Annotated in this window: 31 protein-coding genes and 1 tRNA gene; 24 read left to right on the plus strand and 8 right to left on the minus strand. The window is 65.9% G+C overall.

What is annotated here, in order from left to right:
* Positions 1-2: 2 nt before the first annotated feature.
* From ACNSN4_RS00880 to ACNSN4_RS00895, 4 genes are all read right to left on the minus strand, one after another.
* A complete protein-coding gene (locus tag ACNSN4_RS00880; protein ID WP_418283879.1) occupies positions 3-1847 on the minus strand; it encodes a UvrD-helicase domain-containing protein in 1845 nt (614 codons plus the stop codon).
* Positions 1848-2105: 258 nt separating this feature from the next.
* Entirely contained in the window at positions 2106-2264 is a 159-nt protein-coding gene (locus tag ACNSN4_RS00885; protein ID WP_418283880.1) for a DUF7563 family protein, read from the minus strand.
* Positions 2265-2388: 124 nt separating this feature from the next.
* Positions 2389-2574, minus strand: coding sequence for an HVO_0416 family zinc finger protein (locus ACNSN4_RS00890; RefSeq protein ID WP_418283881.1), 186 nt, complete (start codon positions 2572-2574; stop codon positions 2389-2391).
* Positions 2575-2708: 134 nt separating this feature from the next.
* On the minus strand, positions 2709-3251 hold the full coding sequence (locus tag ACNSN4_RS00895) for a CDP-2,3-bis-(O-geranylgeranyl)-sn-glycerol synthase (protein ID WP_418283882.1): 543 nt from the start codon (positions 3249-3251) through the stop codon (positions 2709-2711).
* Between the two features lie 121 nt (positions 3252-3372).
* Here ACNSN4_RS00895 and ACNSN4_RS00900 point away from each other — a divergent pair, with 121 nt between their 5' ends.
* Together ACNSN4_RS00900 and ACNSN4_RS00905 are read left to right on the plus strand one after the other, a co-directional pair.
* Complete coding sequence (locus tag ACNSN4_RS00900) at positions 3373-4212, plus strand: proline dehydrogenase family protein (RefSeq protein WP_418283883.1); 840 nt, start codon at positions 3373-3375, stop codon at positions 4210-4212.
* A 174-nt stretch (positions 4213-4386) separates the two neighbouring features.
* Positions 4387-5199, plus strand: a complete 813-nt coding sequence (locus ACNSN4_RS00905) for a DUF502 domain-containing protein (RefSeq protein ID WP_418283884.1) — start codon at positions 4387-4389, stop codon at positions 5197-5199.
* A 73-nt stretch (positions 5200-5272) separates the two neighbouring features.
* On the opposite strand, the gene ACNSN4_RS00910 is transcribed toward ACNSN4_RS00905, so the two are convergent.
* The 3 genes from ACNSN4_RS00910 to ACNSN4_RS00920 form a co-directional block, all read right to left on the minus strand.
* Positions 5273-6202, minus strand: a complete 930-nt coding sequence (locus tag ACNSN4_RS00910; protein ID WP_418283885.1) for a branched-chain amino acid transaminase — start codon at positions 6200-6202, stop codon at positions 5273-5275.
* A 130-nt stretch (positions 6203-6332) separates the two neighbouring features.
* The gene (gene ribB / locus ACNSN4_RS00915) at positions 6333-7070 is read right to left on the minus strand and encodes a 3,4-dihydroxy-2-butanone-4-phosphate synthase (protein WP_418283886.1); all 738 of its coding nucleotides are present in this window, start codon (positions 7068-7070) and stop codon (positions 6333-6335) included.
* Entirely contained in the window at positions 7070-7837 is a 768-nt protein-coding gene (locus tag ACNSN4_RS00920) for a DUF120 domain-containing protein (RefSeq protein WP_418283887.1), read from the minus strand. Before ACNSN4_RS00920 ends, ribB begins: the two co-directional genes overlap by 1 nt.
* 313 nt (positions 7838-8150) lie before the next feature.
* Between ACNSN4_RS00920 and ACNSN4_RS00925 the strand changes: the two genes are divergently transcribed.
* From ACNSN4_RS00925 to ACNSN4_RS00965, 9 genes are all read left to right on the plus strand, one after another.
* A tRNA-Ala gene (locus ACNSN4_RS00925) sits at positions 8151-8222 on the plus strand.
* A 166-nt stretch (positions 8223-8388) separates the two neighbouring features.
* Entirely contained in the window at positions 8389-8772 is a 384-nt protein-coding gene (locus ACNSN4_RS00930) for a hypothetical protein (protein ID WP_418283888.1), read from the plus strand.
* Positions 8769-9410 carry an SWIM zinc finger family protein gene (locus ACNSN4_RS00935; protein ID WP_418283889.1) on the plus strand — a complete coding sequence of 214 codons (642 nt, stop codon included), beginning with the start codon at positions 8769-8771 and terminating at the stop codon, positions 9408-9410. The genes ACNSN4_RS00930 and ACNSN4_RS00935 overlap by 4 nt, the downstream gene beginning before the upstream one ends.
* Before the next feature lie 232 nt (positions 9411-9642).
* Complete coding sequence (locus tag ACNSN4_RS00940; RefSeq protein WP_418283890.1) at positions 9643-10248, plus strand: hypothetical protein; 606 nt, start codon at positions 9643-9645, stop codon at positions 10246-10248.
* Positions 10241-10408, plus strand: a complete 168-nt coding sequence (locus ACNSN4_RS00945) for a hypothetical protein (RefSeq protein ID WP_418283891.1) — start codon at positions 10241-10243, stop codon at positions 10406-10408. Before ACNSN4_RS00940 ends, ACNSN4_RS00945 begins: the two co-directional genes overlap by 8 nt.
* The gene (locus ACNSN4_RS00950) at positions 10401-10628 is read left to right on the plus strand and encodes a hypothetical protein (protein ID WP_418283892.1); all 228 of its coding nucleotides are present in this window, start codon (positions 10401-10403) and stop codon (positions 10626-10628) included. Before ACNSN4_RS00945 ends, ACNSN4_RS00950 begins: the two co-directional genes overlap by 8 nt.
* Complete coding sequence (locus ACNSN4_RS00955; RefSeq protein ID WP_418283893.1) at positions 10625-10963, plus strand: hypothetical protein; 339 nt, start codon at positions 10625-10627, stop codon at positions 10961-10963. Before ACNSN4_RS00950 ends, ACNSN4_RS00955 begins: the two co-directional genes overlap by 4 nt.
* A complete protein-coding gene (locus tag ACNSN4_RS00960) occupies positions 10953-11084 on the plus strand; it encodes a hypothetical protein (protein WP_418283894.1) in 132 nt (43 codons plus the stop codon). The genes ACNSN4_RS00955 and ACNSN4_RS00960 overlap by 11 nt, the downstream gene beginning before the upstream one ends.
* Positions 11074-11538, plus strand: a complete 465-nt coding sequence (locus ACNSN4_RS00965) for a hypothetical protein (protein WP_418283895.1) — start codon at positions 11074-11076, stop codon at positions 11536-11538. Before ACNSN4_RS00960 ends, ACNSN4_RS00965 begins: the two co-directional genes overlap by 11 nt.
* Before the next feature lie 21 nt (positions 11539-11559).
* Here the strand turns inward: ACNSN4_RS00965 and ACNSN4_RS00970 are convergent, their stop codons facing one another.
* Positions 11560-11766 carry a hypothetical protein gene (locus ACNSN4_RS00970; RefSeq protein WP_418283896.1) on the minus strand — a complete coding sequence of 69 codons (207 nt, stop codon included), beginning with the start codon at positions 11764-11766 and terminating at the stop codon, positions 11560-11562.
* A gap of 167 nt (positions 11767-11933) precedes the next feature.
* On the opposite strand from ACNSN4_RS00970, the gene ACNSN4_RS00975 reads away from it, so the two are divergent.
* The 13 genes from ACNSN4_RS00975 to ACNSN4_RS01035 all read left to right on the plus strand — a co-directional run bounded on the left by ACNSN4_RS00975 (position 11934) and on the right by ACNSN4_RS01035 (position 19236).
* The gene (locus ACNSN4_RS00975) at positions 11934-12545 is read left to right on the plus strand and encodes a tyrosine-type recombinase/integrase (protein ID WP_418283897.1); all 612 of its coding nucleotides are present in this window, start codon (positions 11934-11936) and stop codon (positions 12543-12545) included.
* A 75-nt stretch (positions 12546-12620) separates the two neighbouring features.
* On the plus strand, positions 12621-12914 hold the full coding sequence (locus ACNSN4_RS00980; RefSeq protein ID WP_418283898.1) for a hypothetical protein: 294 nt from the start codon (positions 12621-12623) through the stop codon (positions 12912-12914).
* Positions 12901-13221, plus strand: coding sequence for a hypothetical protein (locus ACNSN4_RS00985; protein ID WP_418283899.1), 321 nt, complete (start codon positions 12901-12903; stop codon positions 13219-13221). The genes ACNSN4_RS00980 and ACNSN4_RS00985 overlap by 14 nt, the downstream gene beginning before the upstream one ends.
* Entirely contained in the window at positions 13218-14438 is a 1221-nt protein-coding gene (locus tag ACNSN4_RS00990) for a hypothetical protein (RefSeq protein ID WP_418283900.1), read from the plus strand. The genes ACNSN4_RS00985 and ACNSN4_RS00990 overlap by 4 nt, the downstream gene beginning before the upstream one ends.
* A complete protein-coding gene (locus tag ACNSN4_RS00995; RefSeq protein ID WP_418283901.1) occupies positions 14431-15132 on the plus strand; it encodes a hypothetical protein in 702 nt (233 codons plus the stop codon). Before ACNSN4_RS00990 ends, ACNSN4_RS00995 begins: the two co-directional genes overlap by 8 nt.
* Positions 15129-15737 (plus strand): hypothetical protein, encoded by a 609-nt coding sequence (locus ACNSN4_RS01000; RefSeq protein ID WP_418283902.1) that lies wholly within the window; start codon positions 15129-15131, stop codon positions 15735-15737. Before ACNSN4_RS00995 ends, ACNSN4_RS01000 begins: the two co-directional genes overlap by 4 nt.
* A complete protein-coding gene (locus ACNSN4_RS01005) occupies positions 15737-16297 on the plus strand; it encodes a hypothetical protein (protein WP_418283903.1) in 561 nt (186 codons plus the stop codon). The genes ACNSN4_RS01000 and ACNSN4_RS01005 overlap by 1 nt, the downstream gene beginning before the upstream one ends.
* A gap of 3 nt (positions 16298-16300) precedes the next feature.
* On the plus strand, positions 16301-17125 hold the full coding sequence (locus ACNSN4_RS01010; protein ID WP_418283904.1) for an ATP-binding protein: 825 nt from the start codon (positions 16301-16303) through the stop codon (positions 17123-17125).
* Positions 17122-17301 (plus strand): hypothetical protein, encoded by a 180-nt coding sequence (locus ACNSN4_RS01015; RefSeq protein WP_418283905.1) that lies wholly within the window; start codon positions 17122-17124, stop codon positions 17299-17301. Before ACNSN4_RS01010 ends, ACNSN4_RS01015 begins: the two co-directional genes overlap by 4 nt.
* Positions 17302-17401: 100 nt before the next feature.
* Positions 17402-17710, plus strand: a complete 309-nt coding sequence (locus ACNSN4_RS01020) for a hypothetical protein (RefSeq protein ID WP_418283906.1) — start codon at positions 17402-17404, stop codon at positions 17708-17710.
* Positions 17710-18231 carry a hypothetical protein gene (locus tag ACNSN4_RS01025; RefSeq protein WP_418283907.1) on the plus strand — a complete coding sequence of 174 codons (522 nt, stop codon included), beginning with the start codon at positions 17710-17712 and terminating at the stop codon, positions 18229-18231. The genes ACNSN4_RS01020 and ACNSN4_RS01025 overlap by 1 nt, the downstream gene beginning before the upstream one ends.
* On the plus strand, positions 18232-18957 hold the full coding sequence (locus ACNSN4_RS01030) for a hypothetical protein (protein WP_418283908.1): 726 nt from the start codon (positions 18232-18234) through the stop codon (positions 18955-18957).
* Positions 18958-18969: 12 nt separating this feature from the next.
* Entirely contained in the window at positions 18970-19236 is a 267-nt protein-coding gene (locus ACNSN4_RS01035) for a hypothetical protein (protein WP_418283909.1), read from the plus strand.
* The last annotated feature ends 80 nt before the right edge of the window (positions 19237-19316 follow it).

A 19316-nucleotide genomic window follows, 5' to 3' on the forward strand; every position in this document is an offset into this window, starting at 1 on the left:
GCTCACGGCTCCGGTTCGGGGACCGCCAGCTCGGCCTGGACCTCCTCGATCAGCTCCTGTGGCGGCTCGTCGCGGAGCTCGTTGAACAGGAGGACGCTGATCGGGAGGGTCGGTGCGCCGCTGACGAGACTCTCCATGATCACCAGCCGCTCGCGGGCGCGGGACATCCCGACGTAGAAGACGCGGCGCTCGTTGTCGGTGAGGATCGGGACCGGGCTCGTCGCCTTCGTGAACTCCTCGACGCCGTCGACGTCGGTCGGGTCGTCGATGGAGGCGGCCATCTGCTCGACGACTTTCTCCGTGAGGTCGGTCGCGACGAACACGTGGTCGGCCTCGCGGCCCTTCGCGGAGTGGATGGTGCCGACGCGGACGCGGGTCGGGTCCGCTCCCTCGTAGTCGCCGCCGAAGTACGCGCCCATCGACTTCCGCTGGAAGCTCGTCACCTTCCGGACCATGTCGTCGGCGCTCGCCGCGTCCGGCATGAACGGGATGTGGGCGTCGAGCTCGTCGGTCGTCACCTCGATGAGCGAGATGTCGTCGGCGTCGGCCTCCTCCTCGCGGTCGTCGAGGAAGTCGTAGAACTCGTCGCGATCGTGGGTCCCGAACGCGGAGTCCTGTAGCATGTCCGCGAGTCGCCGCGCTTCGAGACCCGTGACGGGATCGCCCTCGTCGACCTTCTCGATGGCGCTGACGTAGTCTTGCACCCGATCGGTCCACATCCGTCCGTCGGTCAGCATCGTGAAGGGGATCCCGTGGTCGATGAACTCGTCGATGAAATCGAACATCTGGTAGCGCGCGCGGAACAGACACATCACGTCGCCCTCGTCGTCGTCGACGGTGTACCGGACGTTCCGGACGAGTTCGAGCATCGACGGCGACTGGATCGCCTCGACGGTGCCGCCCTCCTTTCGCGGGTGGAGGTCCTTCTCCTGGCGCTTGTCGATGTGGCGGATCTCCGCGTTGACGACGTTGAGGATCTCCGACGGGAGCCGGTAGGAGTTCGGGAGGACGACGTCCTCGTCGACCTCGGTATCCAAGAGGAGGTCGGGGTCGGCGCCCTGCCACGCGTAGACGACCTGGTCGTCGTCGCCGGCGATGAGCACCTTCCGCATGTGCGGTTTCCACTCCTCGAAGACGTTGTACTGCAGCGTCGTGATGTCCTGAAACTCGTCGATGATCAGGTAGTCGACGTTGGGGACGAGCGAGCGCTGGGCGACGCGTTCGAGCATGTCCGCGAAGCCGACGAGATTGTTGTCGCCCTTGTAGCCTCGCCACGCGCGGATCGTCTCGGGGATGTCGATCCGGTCGTCGTCGGACGGCCACGTCGGCGTGTACTTGTTCCCCTCCTGCGCGTTGGGGTCCTCTTCCGGCGGCAGACGAACCTCCTCGACGTTCCACTGGAAGGGAACGTCGTACCAGTCGGCGACGTCGCGCTCGGTGCGCTGGAGCCACTGCGAGGTGGCGATGATCTTGTTGCCGATGGTCGTCGACCGGGCGGTTCGACGACCCGCGCCGCCGTGTTGGTCCTCGAACTCGATGCCGTACTCGGCACAGAACTCCTCTTTGTCGTCCTCGCCGACGACGTCGCCCCGCGAGAGGTCGAGCAGCTCGTACGCCTTCGCGTGCATGGTAGAGACGTTCCCTTGGAGGCTGCGGGGAGAGATATCGAGTCGCTCGGCGAGTCGTTCCCGGATTTCGGCGGCCGCTGCGCGCGTGTACGAGACGACGAGCACGTCTCGGACCTCGGCGTCCCCGTCGTCGAGGATCCCCTCGACGCGATCCAGGAGCGCCGTGGTCTTTCCGCTGCCCGGACCACCGAACAGTCGCGTCACCGTGGGATCGGTCATTACCTATCCCTGACTCCCGTTCTTCTTAAACGCCGTGGCTCGGCTCGTCGGTCGGTTTCGGTCCTCGGTCGTCGGTCGCGTTGGAGGGTACCGGTCTCGGCAGGCCGGTCGTCGGTCGCGTTGGAGGTCGGTTCGGGCACCGGCTCGGAAGTCGGCTTGGAGGTCGGTTCGGGCACCGGCTCGGAAGTCGGCTTGGAGGTCGGTTCGGACCGCGGACGAATGCGGCGCTAGGGGAACGCAGAACGCCGATCGCCGCGGTCAGTTGCTCCGCGTCGCGCGCGCCTCGCGGACGTCGGCGCCGTCGCGAACGAGGTCCTCACAGGCGGGACAGACGCGGGGACGGTTGACCTCGTTCGGCGTAAACACCCGAACGTAGTCGGTCGTGACGAACGAACCGCAGTTTTGGCAGGTCGGCATATCCGTCACTATCGATTGATGACATATAATACTGCCGCCCAGTTTCGTCGAAAGAAAACCACTGATCGGTTGCGCGTCGCCGTTACCGTCGGTTGGTTGCCGCCGTCGAGCCGGCCGCTCCTCGTTAGGTCGGCCGCCAGTCGCAGACGCCGCACTTCATCGTTCCTTCGGGGTGGAGTGCACCGCACTCCGGACATTGGAGCTTGTTATAGGATCGGTCCCAGCGTACGATCTCTGTCTCGTGGCCGCGATCGGACAGAAACTCGTCGAACACGTCACCGTCGTCCGAGCTGGGTGCACTACTAGACATGCATGAGAGATAATGACACGCGAGTATTTATATCTTGTCGCGGCTCCCTGCGCCCTGATCAAACTCTGGCAAACGACCGGTTGCCGTGGCTCGAACTGGGCGCATACTCGGTCGACGTTCTCAGCGGTGGCGACTTACCACGGCTCGTTTTTCACTCCGAGCGCGTACGCGCCGACGTTCGTGACGACGTGGAGGACGGGAGTCATCACGAGCACCACCGCGAGGACGGGGAGCGTGAAGGTGTCGAGCGTCCACGCGGTGTCGACGACGACGGCGAGCAGCAACGCGCCGGCGACGAAATCGAGCTGGTCCAAGCCGGGGAACGCCGCGCCGCGCTCCCGGCCGGACCGCCGCTTGATAAAGGAGGCCCCGATGTCGCCGCACATCGCCCCGAACGCCAGCGCGAACGCGGCGGGCAGGCTGAACGTCGGGAGGTCGACGCCGACCGCCGCGCTCGCCGGACCGTTGACGGCGTTGAGCGCGAGCGCGAGCGCGACGCCGGTGAGGGTTCCGACCGCGGTCCCGCGCCACGTCTTCCCGTCGCCGAGCACGCGAGCGCCGCGCCACTCGCGGCCGCCGTCGATGGGGCGGCCGCCGCCGGCGAGCACCGCGGCGTTATTCGGCACGTACGCGGGCACCATCGCCCAGAACGCGGTCGCGACGAGCGAACCGATCATACCCGCTCCACGCCCGTCCGGGTTTTATAAACCACGGATCCGCGTGACGACCCCGTATCTCCGCGGCAGACGACCCGCATACTCACCAACAATGAAGTCGGTACCGAACCCACTCTCACGTATGATCCTCCCGATCGCGCGACGGTTCGTCGCGGGCGAGACCGTTCCGGAAGCCCTCGAACACGCGCGCGCCTGCAACGAGGACGGCGTCTCGGTCATTCTCAATCTGCTCGGCGAACACTACGACGACCCGGCGGCGGCCCGCGCCGACGTCGACGCGTACCTCGCGCTGCTCGACGACATCGCCGACAGCGGGCTCGGCGCCTGTATCTCGGTGAAACCCTCCCAGATCGGCCTCGACATCTCGGCCGACCTGTTCGAGGAGCACTACCGCGAGATCGTCGCTCGCGCCCACGAGCTCGACGCGTTCGTCTGGTGTGACATGGAGGACGCCGACACCACCGACGCGACGCTCGACGCCTTCGAGTCGATCGCCGAGACGTACCCGTGGAGCGTCGGCCAGTGTCTCCAATCGAACCTGAAGCGGACCCACGACGACCTCGACCGCCTCGTCGACGTCCCCGGGAAGATCCGCCTCGTCAAGGGCGCGTACGATGAGCCGGACGCGATCGCGTACGCGAATAAGTCGCGGGTGAACGAGGCGTTTCGCGAGGACCTCGCGTTCCTGTTCGAGCGCCGAGATCGCGGCGTCGCCGTCGGCAGCCACGATCCGGCGATGATATCGCTCGCCGACCGGCTCGCCCGGGAGCACGGCACCGGTTACGAGATCCAGATGCTGATGGGCGTTCGCGAGGACGCCCAACGTGACCTCGCGGCGCAAGGCGTCGACGTGGTCCAGTACGCGCCGTACGGCGACAAGTGGCTGTCGTACTTCTACCGGCGGATCCGCGAGCGGAAAGAGAACGTCGCGTTCGCCGCGCGGGCGATCGTCGGTCGGTGAGGCCGTGCGGAGTGAGCTCGAATGTCGGCGAGGCCGTGTGAAGTGAGCCCGAATGGATTGGACGGACTGAATGGACCAGCCGGACCAGGCGGGTCGTTCGAATCGCCACGAGTCATTCGATCGCCAACACGTAGAAGCCCTCTTAAGGGTTGACGCCACATACCAACTCAATAGATGTCCACGTGGAAACGCGACTTCGCCAGCGGTCTCATCGTCCTGGCGCCCCTATTGGTCCTCCTTCTCGTCATCCAGTGGATCTACCGTTACATCGCGTCTATCCCGCTCATCGACGGACTCCAGCCGGCGATCATCCCCGCCCCGCTGGAGCCGATCTCCCGCGTGATCATCGCGTTCGCCGTGTTCGCGACGATCGTCCTCGCGGTCGGGTACTTCATGCGGACGACGTTCGGCCGGGTCGCCGAGTCGACCGTCGACGGCGCGATAAACCGGATCCCCGCGCTGCGAGTGGTGTACAACGCCTCGAAGCTCGCCATCGAAACGGCCGTTTCCGGCACCGACGAACTCCAGAGTCCGGTGTACCTCGAGACGTGGCCCGGAATCCGGATGACCGCTTTCCGGACCGGGAAGAAGACCCGCGACGGGAAGATCGTCCTGTTCATGCCGACGGCCCCGAACATCACCACCGGCTTCGTCATCGAGGTCGAACCCGAGCGCATCGAGGAGACGGGCGAAACCGTCGAAGAGGGGATGACGCGCGTCCTCTCGGCCGGCTTCGCGGAGTCGGCCCACCAGGTTCCCGTTCAAGAGGAACGGCCCCCGGAGGGCGGCTCGACAAAGCCGGGCGGTGTCGGCGGCGGCGTCCGGACCGACGGGACGCCGGGTGCAACCGATCGATCGGCGACCGGCGGGTCGTCGTCTGCCGACGGGTCCTCGTCTGTCGGCGAGTCGTCCGCCACCGACGGTCACGGGTCGTCCGCCACCACCGGTCACGGATCGACCGAACCGGCCGACTCGACGTCGACCTAGCTCGACGACTCGACGTAAAACAGCCGCCATCGCCGCGCGGCTCAGTTGCGTGTCGAGCGACCAGCTGTCGAACTTAGAGGTACGCGAACCACTCGTCGTGGTCGTCCGTCCGGCGCTCGACCAGATCGAAGAAGGCCGTCTGCAGCTCCTCCGTGACCGGGCCGCGGGTGCCAGAGCCGATCTCCGTGTCGTCGACGGAGCGGATCGGCGTCACTTCGGCGGCCGAGCCGGTGAAGAACAGCTCGTCGGCGGTGTACAGCTGGCCGCGCGAGACGACCGCCTCGTCGTGGACTTCGTACCCGCGCTCCTCGGCGAGCGCGATGACGGTGTCGCGGGTGATCCCCTCCAAGATGGACTGCGCGGGGCCGGTCGTGTATATCTCGCCGTCGTTCACCATGAAGATGTTCTCGCCCGGTCCCTCGGCGACGTTGCCCTCCTTGTTCAGGACGATGGCCTCGACGTAGCCGTTCCGGCGAGCCTCCTCGCCCGCGAGCATGGAGTTGACGTAGAGCCCGGTGGTTTTCACGTTCGTCGGGACCTGCGAGGAGGCGTGTTTCCGCCACGAGGAGACCATCACGTCGACGCCGTCGTTGAGGGCCTCCTCGCCGAGGTACGCCCCCCACGGCCACGCGGCGAGCACGAGGTCGGTCGGGCAGTCCTTCGGTGAGACGCCGAGCGAGTCGTAGCCGTAGTAGGCGATCGGCCGGATGTAACACGACTCGAGGTCCTGTCGGTCGAGCAGTTCGAGCGTCGCCTCGGTGATCTCCTCGCGGGAGTGACCGATCTCCATGTCGTACATCTTCGCGGAGTCGAACAGCCGGTCGAGGTGCTCCTCCCAGCGGAAGATCGCCGGGCCCCGCTCCGTGTCGTAGCAGCGGACGCCCTCGAACACGCCGCTCCCGTAGTGGAGCGCGTGGGTCAGAACGTGGGTCGTCGCGTCCTCCCAGTCGAGGAACTCCCCGTTCTTCCAAATCGTGTCGACGTCCATCTCGTCAAATCCCATGCTCGGAGGTTGCGGTGGTCGGGCTTAAAATTATGACATACGCGGGGCGTTGCCGGAATATCTCTGATGCGGCTCCCCGACGCTGAGGCCGACGCGTTCGCCACGATTCGTCGTCTCTTCGGAGACGCTCTCACCGCAACGCCGCGACCAGGTCCGCGCCCTCGACGTACGGAATCTCGCGGCGGCGGGCGTACTCCGCCGCGTCCTCCGGAGTCAGGGCCATCCCCGTCTCGTCGTCGAGCATCTCACAGACCACGGCGGCGGGGGCGGCACCGACCGCTTCGGCCATCGCGAGGCCGAGTTCCGTGTGGCCGGTCCGGTCGCCGAGCCCGCCGTGTGCCCCCCGGAGCACGTGGACGTGGCCGGGCGCGCGGAACGCCGCGGCGAAGTCCTCCGGCGTGTACCCCGCCGGGTCGGCGTCGACGTCGGCGGCCGCGTTCGCGAGTTCGAGGATCGTCCGAGATCGGTCCTCGTCGGTGATCCCGGTGAACGTCTCGCGGTGGTTCACGGGCAGCGAGAACGACGACCGGTCGTCGTACTCCGGGTCGTCGTTGACGGCGGGATGATCGAGGGCGTCTGCGAGAAACGGGAGCCCGAACGCGTCCGCCACGAGGTCCGAGACGGCGACGCAGATCAGTCCGCCGGCGTCGTTGCGCATGTGGGCCACGGCCGCCTCGTCGACCGCGGACGCGGGGTAGACGATGTCCGTCTCGCCCTCGCGGTCGGCGAAGTCGTGGACGCAGACCGGATCTCCGGCCCGGAAGGCGTCGAGCGCGCGTTCGACGGCCGCGTCGGGGTTACCGTCGGCGCTACCGTCGGGGTCAGCACCCGTGGTCGCGTCGCCGTCGACCTCCGCGTCGGCGCGCATCAGGCCACCTCCGTCTCCGTCTCGGGCGCGTCGGCCGGCGCGTCCGCCCGCGTGGTCGCTTCGACCCGGATCTCGACCGCGTCGCCGTCGTCGAGGTCGAGGGCGTCGCGGAGGCGTTCGGGGGCGATCAGCTCAAGCTGGTCGTCGTCGTGGTGGGTGCGTTCGGGGACGATCGCGTGGACTTCCTCGTATTGGTCCTCCTCGTATTGGTCCTCGCCCGCGACGAGGGTGACCGCGTAACAGGAGGCCGCGCCGTAGGTGCGGTCGTCGTCCTCCCACGCGTCGATCGGGACGGCGTCGATCCCGGCCATCTCGCTGCGGCGGCGAACGCTCTCCTCGCTCAGGTCGACGTTGAGCGTGCCGGGGAACGGCTCGTAGCCGAGACGCTCGCGGAACTGCTCGGCGTAGCCGGGGAGGGTGATATAGTGTCGACCCTCGCCCATGCCCCCGGTGACGGCACCGCGCAGCGTGAGCTCGACGTCGGATTCGAACAGCCGGCGGTAGTCCGCGTACTCGGCGCGGAGCGCCGCCTCGCCCGCGTCGGTGACCCGGACCCACTGGCCGTCGCCGACCACGTCGCGCTCGATGTAGCCCGCGGCTTCGAGGGTCTGGAGCCGCCGGGAGGCGGTCTGTGTCGAGGCGTCGAGCCGGTCGCCGAGCGCCGCACACGACACCTTCGTCTCGGTCAGGCCGCCGACGAGCCCGACGTGTTTGAGGGCCGCGATCGCGGCCGGGTCGGGATCCGTCGACACCGTCGCTTCTGCCATACTCGGTGCTCAGTCTCCCGCACGCAAAAGAGTAACGAATGTGGAATGGATCTCAAAAACGTTACCGGTGTTGTGAGTCGGTCACGCGCTGTGGCGCGGTTCCGCGGCCGGTGCTTCGTGGACGGTATCTCGGACGGGCACCCACCTAATCCCGTCGGTATCGGCGGTCACTGACGCGAGCTGTGACGGACCGGGTGTCCGGTCGTTCGCTATCGGTTTCGGAGCCCGTGTGGGTGCCGACGAATGCGAACCACCCGCGTGCGGGTCGTCGAAAGGTAAGGTACAAATACGAACGGTGATTGGTTCCGGATGCGGGCTCGTAGATCAGCGGCAGATCGCTTCCTTCGCAAGGAAGAGGCCCGGGGTTCAAATCCCCGCGAGTCCATAGCAGTCCCTCGCTTCTGCGAAGGTAACAGAACGACAAGAAGAAGAATCTTCGCTGTCGTTTCACAGAGAAGAAGACCGGAAAGAAGAGGATCGGCGAATCGAATTAAACAGGTCGCCGACTCATCCCCGCGCCGTCTGGCGAAGGAAATGCGGGGTGGTCAGGCGTGAGAAGAGACGGCGACCGGACGACCGAGGTCGACGTAGACCTCACAGAGGAGACCATCGAGGTCGTCCAGACGACGCGGCACACGTTTTCGGACCTGTTCGACGAGGACGGCGAGCTGCCGTTCTGGCAGGACACCGGCGGGTGGTCCGGCTACCTTCGCGAAGACGGCGCGTTCTACCGCGTCAACGTGCTCGACGACGGCGAGATCATCGATAAAGAGGAGGTACCGGCGTCGGACGTGAAGCAGTCGATCCGCGACCATATCGATGACCCGGCCGCCGGGTCCGTCGGCACGTTCATCCGCGGCGCGAATCCGCCGTTGGACAAGTGTGAGCCGACGGAAGTGGTGCGAAACTACTACGCTGACGGGGGTCAGCGATGAGCCAAACGACCGCGACCGGTGGCCTCGAAGAGTTCGGGCGCGTCGACACCGAGATCGGCGAGTCGATCAACTTCGAGCGACTCGCCGGAACGGACGATACGAGCTGGAAAAAGGCGGTCCCCTACGAATCGGACATCAAGACGATCAGCCGACTCGCGTTCAAGGTCAAGAGCCCGAACGGTGAGGAGTGGCATCATGTCGTCCTAGCCCGCGAAGGAGGCCAGCACGTCGGTCTCTGCGACTGCAAGGGCTGGGAGTACAACGACGGTCCCTGCGTCCATCTCTGCGCCGTCCGTAAGGCTGCGTGGAAGGGCGTGACGCCGGAGCGCGACATCAACGGCCGAGTGATCCGGATCTGCGACCTCGACGCCGTCGACCCCGCCGAGCGCCGCTACCCGTACCTCACGGACAAGCAGCGCGACGCCTACCTCAACTGCGACCTCGGCGACATGGGCGTTCGTGAGTACCAGCGAAAGAAGGGCTACAGCAGCCCGGGCACGGTCTCGAATCGGCTCCGGGTCGCTCGCGAGAAGGTCGCCGAGCACGAACAGCAGCTCCGCGCCGACGGTGGTACCGCCGCCCGTCGCGATGGGGTGACCGACGATCGTCGTCTCCTCGGCGAGGGGGTGGACCGATGATCGCCGCGATTTGTGTCACAAACGGCGATCTCTGTGTCACAGACGAGCGCGCCGAAATCGCAGAGCAGAACGCCTCTACCGCGTTTCGGTCCACTTGTGTCACAAGGGTGGGGGGCAGTGTCCGAAGGTCCGCCTCGTGTGCGAGCGCTATACGCGCCCAACATGAGGCGGCGCGCGCGCAGCGGCGCGAAGCGACGCACGGCCGCCGGTCTGCGTCCGCGGGGGGCCGCCGATGAGCCTCGCGAACGACGCGGAAGAGAACGGTGCGGCTGCCGACGCCGATCCGGATCCGCGGGTGGTGAAGTCGCGGGTGAAGGATCCGGAACTGCTGAAGGCGATCGAAGAAGCTGAAGCGGATTCGACGCTGTCGGCAGTGATCCGCGACTCGCTCCGCATGGCGCTGCTGAACGACGGTGAGGCGCCGTCGACGGGGCGGCACCTCCACATGCCCGACCGTCGACGGCTCCGAGAAGCGTACCGAACGCTGGCAGAGACAGCAGGGATCCCGATCGCTGGCGCCGGGCTCCGAGTCCGCCGAGAAGAAGCCCGAGACGCGCTCTACACAAGTCGGACGCCGAAAAAAGAGGTGTTTCGGACGCTGATAGAGCCGCTGATGCTTCAGGGGTTCGTCAACGTCGATCGCGGCCATGACAAGACGTGGGTGACTGTCCGGCCCCTCGCACCGGCTCCGAGCGACGACGCCGACTGCGCGCTCTGCGGAGCCGAAGACTGCACGGTGTTTCTGACCGAACGCGACCACCCCGCCGGGCGGAACTACGCGGCCTGCGCCTCGTGCCACGGCATCGCCGACGACGCCGGGGGTGACCTCGATGCCTAACGTGCGGTGCTGGCTGTTCGGCCACGAGTGGGTACCGACGACGGTCACCGAGATCGGCGACCTCAAGATACAGACGCGAGTGGCGACCTGTCCGCGCTGCGAGATGACGTGCGGGTTCGTCGTCGACGACGGCGACGGCGACGAGGTGGCCGATGCGTAACGGCATGACCGTCGTCGGCGCGGCGCCGAACGTCGATCTTCGCGGAAAGAAAGACGTCGAGAACGCGGCGGACCGCAACCGACACCGGATCTACGAGGTGACGTGCCTGTCGTGCGACCACCGCGAGCGGGTTCACGTCGAGCCGGGCGAGGATCGCTACGTCGACCACGACGAGACGAACGCCTCACACTACGTCGAGTACCACGAGGTGGGCCGATGAGCGACGCCGTCCGCGACCGCGACGGCGACGATCAACGCGACGGAGAAGTTGTTCACGTCGACGCCGATCTTGGCCTGTGGATCCCGCCGGAGTTCCGCGAGTTCGATCAGCAACTCGTAATCAGGACCCCGCGGGCGACGATCCAACACTTCGGATCCGGTCCGATGGACGCCTACTACGGCATGGTCGACGCTTCTCACTTCGGAGAGGTTTCGACTCGCCTCGACCCGGTCGGGAATCCAAACCAGAACCCGCACCTACGGCCGAACCGTGTTTCGCTGAAGCCGCAGGGCGAGGAGGCTACCGTTTTCGAGGTGGAAGGCCTTGAGTTCTGATAAATTCGGAGACGAACCCGATCGCGAGCCGGGCGAGGGCGAGAGCTGGGACGGCGCCGACCACATCCGCCCGGTCCCGCCGGGCGTCCCGCCGACGCCGGAGGGAAGCGATGGAAACTAATCAACCGTCGCTTACGGAAGCGTCACGCCCGGATGGGCGGGTCGTTGATGAGACGGGAGACCTCGCGGAGCACCACGATCACGGCGCGGTCTACGTCGACGGTGAGTATAGCCTCAACGCCACGATCGACGTGCTCGCGGACCGCTTCGACCCGGTCCGCGCGGACCTCCCCGAGTTAGTCGGCGGGTGGGAGCGTGACGGACACCGCCGCCGGGAGGAGGCGAGCGCGAGCTGGCGCCGCGAGTGGGAGAACGGGGACGAGGCGCGTCTCTCGCTGTTCCCTCGCGGGCCCCACCTCCACGACTGGACGCTCGGCATCACGCGGTGGAGAGCCGATAGCACGGTGAGCGGCTGGGACATGAGCGGCTTCGTGATGGACGGCGCCGGATACGACACCCCAGCCTCCGCCCTCGACGACGCGATCGCCTACATGGAGGGCGCCGATGGCGCGTGAGGAAGTCACTGAGGCTACTATTCAGGGCTCGGAGGAATATATTCTCTCGTACTCTTCAGCAGTTGTAGCCCCGAATCCCGTAATATACGTCGGATCAAAGTCAGACTCGTCCGAATCTGCTTCCGAACCAGAGGTGTACCGAATATTCACCTCCAGTTTGATCGCCAGGGCCGTTACTGAAATAGCCGATATTCCGAACAGCGACATGCCGAATGGTATGAGAGCCATATCCACTATCTCGGATGCTTTTGGGATAAACGCATCATTCGCGGCCCGTCACACAATACCATGACAACGTCTAAGACCAGTTTGGGATTCTCTATACAGAAACCCAAACTCGCAACCCTCCCACCCTGAACCGTTTATAAACTACCTACCTCGAAACACCCCAAACAATGGAAACCCAAACTCAAGAAAAAGCGACCGTCTGGCTCAAGCCCGATCAGGTCGACAAGATGCGATCCGCGACCGTCGAAGCGAGCGCGCCGTACCTCGCCGCTCGAAACGACGCGCTGATCGCGACGCTCTACGACTCCGGCCTGCGGGTCGCCGAGTGCGTCGCGCTCAACGTGGCCGACCACGTCGACCTCGATGACGGCGTGCTCGCGCTCCCGGCCGACATCCAGAAGGACTACCCGACCGACCGAACGCCGAGCTACACCGAGATCGAGCTGGCCGACGAGACCGTCCGAACGCTTCGGACGTACCTAGCCGGTCGCTGGAAGGACACTGACGCGCTCTGGCCGTCGCGACAGTCCGACCGCATGACCACCGAATCAGTTCGAAACGTCGTCAGCGCGGCCGCAGTCGCCGCCGACGTGGAGCCGATGACGCTGCACGGCCGAGGCGACGCCGAGCAGGTGACGCCGCACACGCTCCGGCACAGCGTCGCCTACCGGATGCTCAACGTCGAGGAGGGTCACTCCTTCTACGACGTGCGAAACCGGCTCCGGCACGCGACGATCCAGACTACCGAACGAGTTTACGACCACATCGACCGCGTCTGATCGTCTCACGTTCTCATTTTATTCAGTTATTCACTCAATAATAAATACCATACTGTAGCCGGGTGATGTGTCGGTATGGTCTCAACTGACCTACCGACGCCGGAACAGTTCGCAGAAGCACAGGAAGCGATCGAGAGCGACGAGCCGGAGCTGGCGCCTCACTTCGACTACTGGCATCGCGTCGAGGAGTTCGACAGCTACGGCGGGTTCATGGCCTTCATCGCAGCCGTGGAAGCATCCCGGAGCGCGCGGTCGGCCTCCGCGGCCGAGTCGACGCTGAACAACTACGAGAGCGCCGCGAAGGGACTGCTGCTCGGTATCGGCGCCGTGGCACTCGTCGAGGCGGTGATGGGCGATGCACGCTTCTGAAGCCGGTGCCGCCCTCGCGCTCCAGCCGGAGAACGAGGGCGAGAAGACGGCGCTCTCGCGGCTCCGCGACATCTACCGCCGGGCGACCCAGTACCGCCTCCCGGCGCCGTACTGGGACGATGAACCGGGGCGCTACTGCGACCTCAATCCGACTGGTGAGGACGCCCTGGTGCTCCGCGACGGGATGGGCGCCGACACCGTCGACGAAGGCGCCGGTGAAGGGGGTCACATCGAGGGCGAGGTTCCGGTTCACCCGTGTTTGGAGTTCGATCCGCTAAGCGTCGACATCGCGGAGGGAAGCACGTGACCGATATCGTCGAACTCGGCACCCGAGCCGACGCCAACGCGGTCCGCGACGACCACGCCGAGCACCTAACCGGCCGGTTCGATCGCCGGTTCGCGAAGGTCGAGCTCGCCGACGACGCTCCCGAAGACGTCGAGTCAGAGATCCGTGGAATCGCCGCCGACGGCCGCGCCGATCGCGAAGGCGGCGCCGGACACGTCGAACTGACGGACGGCGAGAAGCGCCGCGTTGGCCCGTTCACGGGCGACAACGTCTACCGGAAGGCGACCGCGGTCAAGGCCGCGTTTCTCGACGCGGGGATCGACGATTGGGAAGCGCACTACGACCCGGAGATCACGGTCGACGAGAACACCGGCCGGATCGAAGAGGTGCGACAGCAGCAGACCGGCGCCGACGTGAGCGACGGCCCGACTGAACAGGAGCGGCTCGCGAAAGAGGCGAACGCCGCGCAGCGCGTCGACGGCGAAGGGTGCGACCACGCCCGGAACATGTGTCAGCACGGCAACCCGGACGCCTGCGAGCACCTCGTGGACGACTGCGGCGCCGACGAGACCGAGGTATCATCGTTGCTGGACTTCGCCGAGGCGGTCCCCTACGACCACCTCGACGGCGAGACGAAGGGCGCCCTGTCGCGATCGTGGAGCGGCTACAAGGTGAGCGTGAAGCGGCTCGCGAGCCTGCTCGAAGAGGTAGAGGCGGAGTTCCGAAACGCCGAGCGCGCCGCCGCAGCGATCGACGCGATCGAAGAGGGGATCAGCGACGCCAACACGGAGCGGTTCAACGCGCTCGAAGGGCACCACCGGACGCTGCTGAACCTTTACGGGAGCCACGACGACCGACTCCACGGCCAGCCGGGCCACGGTCGCGACCCGACCGACGCCGATCTCGCCGAACGTGCGCCGGACCGGCCAGCGGTTCCGGAGCGACCGGCCGCGCTCGGCAGCTCCGGCGGCGCCGACGACACGAGCGAGCAGCTGCTCCGCGACGATCGCCACGTCGACGACCCCGATCCCGACGACGGGCTCGGTCGCTTCGGCGTCGAGGCCGACGAGGGCCGCGCTGGTGCATCCGAGGAGCACCGCCGGGCGCAGAACAACGGATACGTACGGAGCGGTTCGCGTGGCTTCTCAGCCGATGCCAGCGCCCGAGACGGGCTCGGGCAGTTCGCCGCGACGGGCGGCGAGGAGACGCTAGACAACTACGAGGAGACCGATGCCTGACCTACACTGCAAGATCGACGGGTGCGACTACTCGGGGAGCCCGCAGGGGCTCCGGTCGCACCTCCACGGACGGAAGGACGACGAGCACGTCACCGCCGCGGCCGACCGGCGACACCACGACTGGTACCCGTCGGACTACGGCCTCGACGAAGAGGGTACCGACGACGAAGAGGGCGACGAGGGGGACGAGCCCCCCACCGAGACCCCCTCCGAAGGGGCCAATCTGGACCCCTCTGAGGAGGGTACCGACGAAGAGGGCGCGAATACCCTCGAAACGGACCCCTCAGACGGGGGTACCGAATCGCCCGACGAAGAGGACGAATACGCCGCGCAGTGGGAGGGTGCAGATACCCCCGATGAGGATCCCTCCGAAGGCGCCGATCCGGACCCTTCTGAGGGGGGTACGGGCGGAGAGGGCGACGATACCCCCTCTACGGACCCCTCTGAGGGTACCTCTGATGGGGGTAGCGGGGGGCTCGGTACGGCCCTCGTGCTGGGTACCGGCGCCCTCGCCGTCGCGGTGCTACTCCGCGGTCGGGGGTCAGACCCCACCGAATCGCCCGACGCGACCAACCCCGACGATACCCTCGACGAGGGCGGCGAAGGGGGCTCGGGATGGGACCAAGATAGGGGATCGGACCCCTTCGGAGGCACCGACACGGACGATCTCGAATACACGCCGACTGAAACATGACTGACGACCCTACCAACGACGCCGCCGACCCGGACGAATCGCCCGACGACGAGACGCCCACCGATGCTGACGATACCCCCGCTGAAGGGGGCGACGAGGGGGACGAACGGCCCCCGATCGACGACGACGAGCGGGCCGAGGTGGACCTCTCGGCGGTCACTGAAGAGATCAACGCCGAGGAGGCCGAAGATACCCCCACCGAAGAGGGGTCCGAATCGCCCGACGAGACCAAGGACGGCGATACCCAAAACGAAGGGTCCGAAGATGGGGGCGATACCCCCTCGCCGACCCCCTCAGACGGCAACTCGTGGGGTGAGATGTATGTCGAGATCCTCGCCGTGCTGCTCCCCGAGATCACCGAGGAGATGAGCGGCGAGCCCTCCGAGATGACCTCCGAGGATGTCGCCGAACTCGCGACGCAGCAACCGGTCGAACTGGATGCGAAGTTCGACGCGGTGGTTGAGGACATGGGCGGGATGGACGAGATGAGCGACAAACAGGCGCTCCTCCTCTCGACGGCGATCGTGTGCGGCACGGTACTGCTCAAGGAGGGTGATGTCGCCGGAGAACTCGTCGGCACCGTCCGTGAGGGGGTGAGCGCCTGATGCTCGCAGGGATGCAGGAGAAGGCGCTCAAACAGATGATGCAGAAGGAGATCACGGCCTACGCCGCGACGCTCGCGGCGATGGAACGCGACCAGCGGGAGGCGATGCGGACGCTGGCTGAGGCAGCCGACGCCGACCCGGACGCGCTCGACCTCGACGAGCCGCCGGAAGACGAGGAGCGCGTCTCCCAGCTCGTCGACGCGATCGTAGCCCAGCAGACCGGCGACCTGTGGGGGCTCTACCTCGACCACGTCGCGCCGGAGGAGCTGGAGAACGCCGACCGGGCGAAAGAGTTCGTCGACCACGACGCAGATGCATGGGCCAACCAGATCCAGTGGTGGGCAGCAAAGTACCGCGACCGGGCTGGCGACAGCGTCGCCGACCGCTCCGACCGCGATCTCGCCGACGTGTACACCCGCGAGACGTTCGGACTCGGCCTCGATGAGTTCGAGGCGGAGGTGGTCGACCGCGACCCGGCGCGGCTGTTGCAGTCGCTCGTCGCCGGGCCGATCGAGACGCACACCGAAGCGATCCGGTCTCTCGCGGATCAGGAGGAGTAACCCATGCACATGCTGGTATCGGCCGTTTCGGGCTGGGGAAAAGGCTGGCTGGCGCACGCTCTCACCGAGAAGAACATCAAGGGCGACACCTACGATCGCGTCGTCGTGCTCGACACGTCCGACGAGTTCCGGGGCCTGGTGAGCAAGGAGACCGGGCCGGGACTCGCGGCGCACTGGTTCGCTGGACCTCGCGAGAGGGACCACTTCGACGCCGACACATGGGGCGACATGATCGACCGGAACGAGGCGCTCGTCGTCGGTCGCCACGTCAGTAAGGACGACTGGCAGCAGGTCGCTCGCGACGTGATCCTCGCGTGTCGACAGTCGGACCACGACGTGCTGATCGTCATCGACGAGGCGCACGGAGTCGCACCGCAGTCAGAAGGCTACCCGACGGAAATCAAGGAACTAGCGACGGATGGACGATCGGAAGGGGGATCGGCGACATCGTCGATCTGGGTGACTCAGCGGCTCGCGCAGATAGATAAGAACGTCACCGGCAACTGCACCGCGTTCATGCTCGGTGGCTATCGCGACACCAATACGCTGAATTCGATAAAGGACATGCTGGAGTACCCCAAAGAACTCCACAACACGGGAGGGCAGCCCGTTACCGGGCTTTCCGAGAGCCTACACGCGGAAGACGAGGGCGCCGTTTCGGTCCGGAAGTGGGTCGAAGAACTGCCGAACGGCGAGACACAGACGGTAAACTCCGAGTGGATCTACTCGGATGACTCGGGAGATGTCAATCGGATCCAGTCGAGCGACTACGGGCCCGAGTGTGAACACGTCGGAGCGGAAGGGAAGCGGATCGAGGTACAACCATGACCCGACCGAGTGAGGATCTGAGCCTCTACGGCGATACCGCCGACTGCTTTCGGGACCTGAAGGACGAGATCGAGGAAGCCCGCGGTCACGAGGTGGCCCGTGCGAGAGTTGTGGAGGATTTGATACTGCTCTACAGGCAGCACGGGCTCCCCTACGACGATCCGCGGGAACGCTGACGATTGTCCACCTTTCTCCAGCAAAGACCAGCTACGCCCGTCAAGAACGGATACAGCGGGGCGGCCCCTCACAAGTGGACCGTGTCTCGGCACGGTCGCAATGGCACTTGATGTAACGGCTGGCTTTGACAAGCTGGCTGATCAGCAGTTCATGATGGACGCTGGCGGAGTCGCCGGTGGCGTTCTCGCTGGTGAATCGCTCGGATACGTGATCGACGGTCACACCGTCTTTGGATTCGACACGCCCGCCGAACTCGGTGGGGTCGCCGTCGTCGCCGGGGCCGAGTATGCCCCGATGATCGAGGGTCGGACGAAGCGACACCTGCAGGTCGGCGGTGGCGTCGCGATCCTCCTATCGGTGATGGAGCGCTTCGGTGTTCGTGAGGCACTGACGGGGGTGCTCGCCTAATGGTGGACATCTACGCGTCTGAGGGCTCTACCTCGGAAGAAGTCGAGGTACACGAGAACGCGCCCGGCATCGCTCGGGCGACGCCGATCCTCGAAGTCTCTCCGGAACGCGGGACCTTCGTTCGGTTCCTGAACGGTGTCGAGCGCGGATCGGAGGCTGGTATCCCGATCTACATGAAGCTGCGCGACTCGAACGGCGACCCGCTGCCGACGAACACGCGGCTCAAGTTCGAGCTGGAGCGCGCCGGAGGCGACGACTCGCACAAGATCAGCGAGCAGGTCGAACAGATCGCGTTCTGGAATCAGAACGACCTCACCACGCAGCGCGACGTGGACAACATCGACAGCGCGAAGATCGTGCTGGAGTACCCCGAGGCGGCATCTCAGTCGGGTGCTGCGCCGTTCCACGACGTTCGCGATATCGACTCGCTCTACGTCTCGGCGGAGTCGGCGGCAGCGATCGACTGGTCGCAGTCCGAGTTCTACGTCGACAACGCCGCGGTGAAGGAGGGTTCGCGGTAGATGTCTGGAGTGATGGACCGGCTGGCAGAGGCCGACGTGCGAAACACGTCGCTGTCTCCCCGTCAGTTCGAAACGGCCACGAACTCGCAGGGATCGACGTCTGCGATCGCGACGCTGATCGCGGACACGGCACTCGCGCTCCGAACCGGTCGGAGCAACCCGCTCCGGATCGCTATCCCGGCGTATCAGTCGTTCCAGACGGCCGGAGACGGCAGCGAGCAGACGTTTACCGTCACGCACAACCTCGTCGAGTCGCCGGACACGCAGGATGTCGTGGTCTGGTTCGACGGTGAGTATCAGGGATCGCCGAAGGCGGTCGATCACGACGCCAACGAGATCACGGTCGACGGTCCCAACTCCGTGCAGACGGCTCACGTCTACTACATCAGCGGGAAGGCGGCCACGTTCGAGATTCGCAAGAAGACGCCGAGCGCGAAGCAGACGGCGAACGCGAAGCTCTACGAGGCGAATCTCGGGCTGGTGCATCAGGCGAATCAGTCCGAACAGCCGGAGTTCCTCAGTCTCAATGAGTCGCCGCTAGAGCGGTTCATCGCGAGCGACATGGAACTCTCGGCGCGAATCAAGGCGCCGTATCAGGTCCGGTGGTCTGACCCTGACGGGGACGGCACGGAGCCGACGAACGCGCTCCTCCAGGTCCCGGCACAGAAGGCCAACCGTGAGATCGAAGGACTCGGGTCGGCCATCAGCGCCGACATGGGTCAGTAGCGGGGATCTACCATGTCCGATTTTTCGACGACAGTCAACGGCGACCCGTGGCAGAGCCCGTCGATCGACGACGGTCCGGTGACAACGATGGGGAACGCGACGACCCAAACGACAGCGCTGGAGACCAGCACGGAGGTAATCAACATCGAGTCGCCGATCACCGCGTGGCTTGAGGATTCGAAGTGGTCACGCGAGGATCTGCGCCTACTGACGGACATCATCGGCGCGATCGGGACGCTCGGGTTCCTCTACCTCGCGCTCAACGGGGTGGGCGCCTGATGGGATCGACCTGCAACACGGAGGTCGAGCACCTCGACGAGACGGAGATCGCTCGGCTCAAGCGTGAGGTGCTGGGGGAG

Source organism: Halorubrum marinum, from assembly GCF_048381195.1.
Classification (GTDB): Archaea; Halobacteriota; Halobacteria; order Halobacteriales; family Haloferacaceae; genus Halorubrum.

Bases quoted from the DNA above. Each gene is read 5' to 3' on its own strand.
- ACNSN4_RS00890 (WP_418283881.1), bottom strand. From the start codon at position 2,574: ATGTCTAGTAGTGCACCCAGCTCGGACGACGGTGACGTGTTCGACGAG.
- ACNSN4_RS00885 (WP_418283880.1), bottom strand. From the start codon at position 2,264: ATGCCGACCTGCCAAAACTGCGGTTCGTTCGTCACGACCGACTACGTT.
- ACNSN4_RS00975 (WP_418283897.1), top strand. From the start codon at position 11,934: ATGGAAACCCAAACTCAAGAAAAAGCGACCGTCTGGCTCAAGCCCGAT.
- ACNSN4_RS01010 (WP_418283904.1), top strand. From the start codon at position 16,301: ATGCACATGCTGGTATCGGCCGTTTCGGGCTGGGGAAAAGGCTGGCTG.
- ACNSN4_RS00940 (WP_418283890.1), top strand. From the start codon at position 9,643: ATGAGCCTCGCGAACGACGCGGAAGAGAACGGTGCGGCTGCCGACGCC.
- ACNSN4_RS00995 (WP_418283901.1), top strand. From the start codon at position 14,431: ATGCCTGACCTACACTGCAAGATCGACGGGTGCGACTACTCGGGGAGC.
- ACNSN4_RS00905 (WP_418283884.1), top strand. From the start codon at position 4,387: ATGTCCACGTGGAAACGCGACTTCGCCAGCGGTCTCATCGTCCTGGCG.
- ribB (WP_418283886.1), bottom strand. From the start codon at position 7,070: ATGCGCGCCGACGCGGAGGTCGACGGCGACGCGACCACGGGTGCTGAC.
- ACNSN4_RS00945 (WP_418283891.1), top strand. From the start codon at position 10,241: ATGCCTAACGTGCGGTGCTGGCTGTTCGGCCACGAGTGGGTACCGACG.
- ACNSN4_RS00950 (WP_418283892.1), top strand. From the start codon at position 10,401: ATGCGTAACGGCATGACCGTCGTCGGCGCGGCGCCGAACGTCGATCTT.
- ACNSN4_RS00880 (WP_418283879.1), bottom strand. From the start codon at position 1,847: ATGACCGATCCCACGGTGACGCGACTGTTCGGTGGTCCGGGCAGCGGA.
- ACNSN4_RS01005 (WP_418283903.1), top strand. From the start codon at position 15,737: ATGCTCGCAGGGATGCAGGAGAAGGCGCTCAAACAGATGATGCAGAAG.
- ACNSN4_RS00985 (WP_418283899.1), top strand. From the start codon at position 12,901: ATGCACGCTTCTGAAGCCGGTGCCGCCCTCGCGCTCCAGCCGGAGAAC.
- ACNSN4_RS00965 (WP_418283895.1), top strand. From the start codon at position 11,074: ATGGAAACTAATCAACCGTCGCTTACGGAAGCGTCACGCCCGGATGGG.
- ACNSN4_RS01030 (WP_418283908.1), top strand. From the start codon at position 18,232: ATGTCTGGAGTGATGGACCGGCTGGCAGAGGCCGACGTGCGAAACACG.
- ACNSN4_RS00980 (WP_418283898.1), top strand. From the start codon at position 12,621: ATGGTCTCAACTGACCTACCGACGCCGGAACAGTTCGCAGAAGCACAG.
- ACNSN4_RS01025 (WP_418283907.1), top strand. From the start codon at position 17,710: ATGGTGGACATCTACGCGTCTGAGGGCTCTACCTCGGAAGAAGTCGAG.
- ACNSN4_RS00910 (WP_418283885.1), bottom strand. From the start codon at position 6,202: ATGGGATTTGACGAGATGGACGTCGACACGATTTGGAAGAACGGGGAG.
- ACNSN4_RS00920 (WP_418283887.1), bottom strand. From the start codon at position 7,837: ATGGCAGAAGCGACGGTGTCGACGGATCCCGACCCGGCCGCGATCGCG.
- ACNSN4_RS01035 (WP_418283909.1), top strand. From the start codon at position 18,970: ATGTCCGATTTTTCGACGACAGTCAACGGCGACCCGTGGCAGAGCCCG.
- ACNSN4_RS00895 (WP_418283882.1), bottom strand. From the start codon at position 3,251: ATGATCGGTTCGCTCGTCGCGACCGCGTTCTGGGCGATGGTGCCCGCG.
- ACNSN4_RS00935 (WP_418283889.1), top strand. From the start codon at position 8,769: ATGAGCCAAACGACCGCGACCGGTGGCCTCGAAGAGTTCGGGCGCGTC.
- ACNSN4_RS00970 (WP_418283896.1), bottom strand. From the start codon at position 11,766: ATGGCTCTCATACCATTCGGCATGTCGCTGTTCGGAATATCGGCTATT.
- ACNSN4_RS01015 (WP_418283905.1), top strand. From the start codon at position 17,122: ATGACCCGACCGAGTGAGGATCTGAGCCTCTACGGCGATACCGCCGAC.
- ACNSN4_RS00900 (WP_418283883.1), top strand. From the start codon at position 3,373: ATGATCCTCCCGATCGCGCGACGGTTCGTCGCGGGCGAGACCGTTCCG.
- ACNSN4_RS01000 (WP_418283902.1), top strand. From the start codon at position 15,129: ATGACTGACGACCCTACCAACGACGCCGCCGACCCGGACGAATCGCCC.
- ACNSN4_RS01020 (WP_418283906.1), top strand. From the start codon at position 17,402: ATGGCACTTGATGTAACGGCTGGCTTTGACAAGCTGGCTGATCAGCAG.
- ACNSN4_RS00955 (WP_418283893.1), top strand. From the start codon at position 10,625: ATGAGCGACGCCGTCCGCGACCGCGACGGCGACGATCAACGCGACGGA.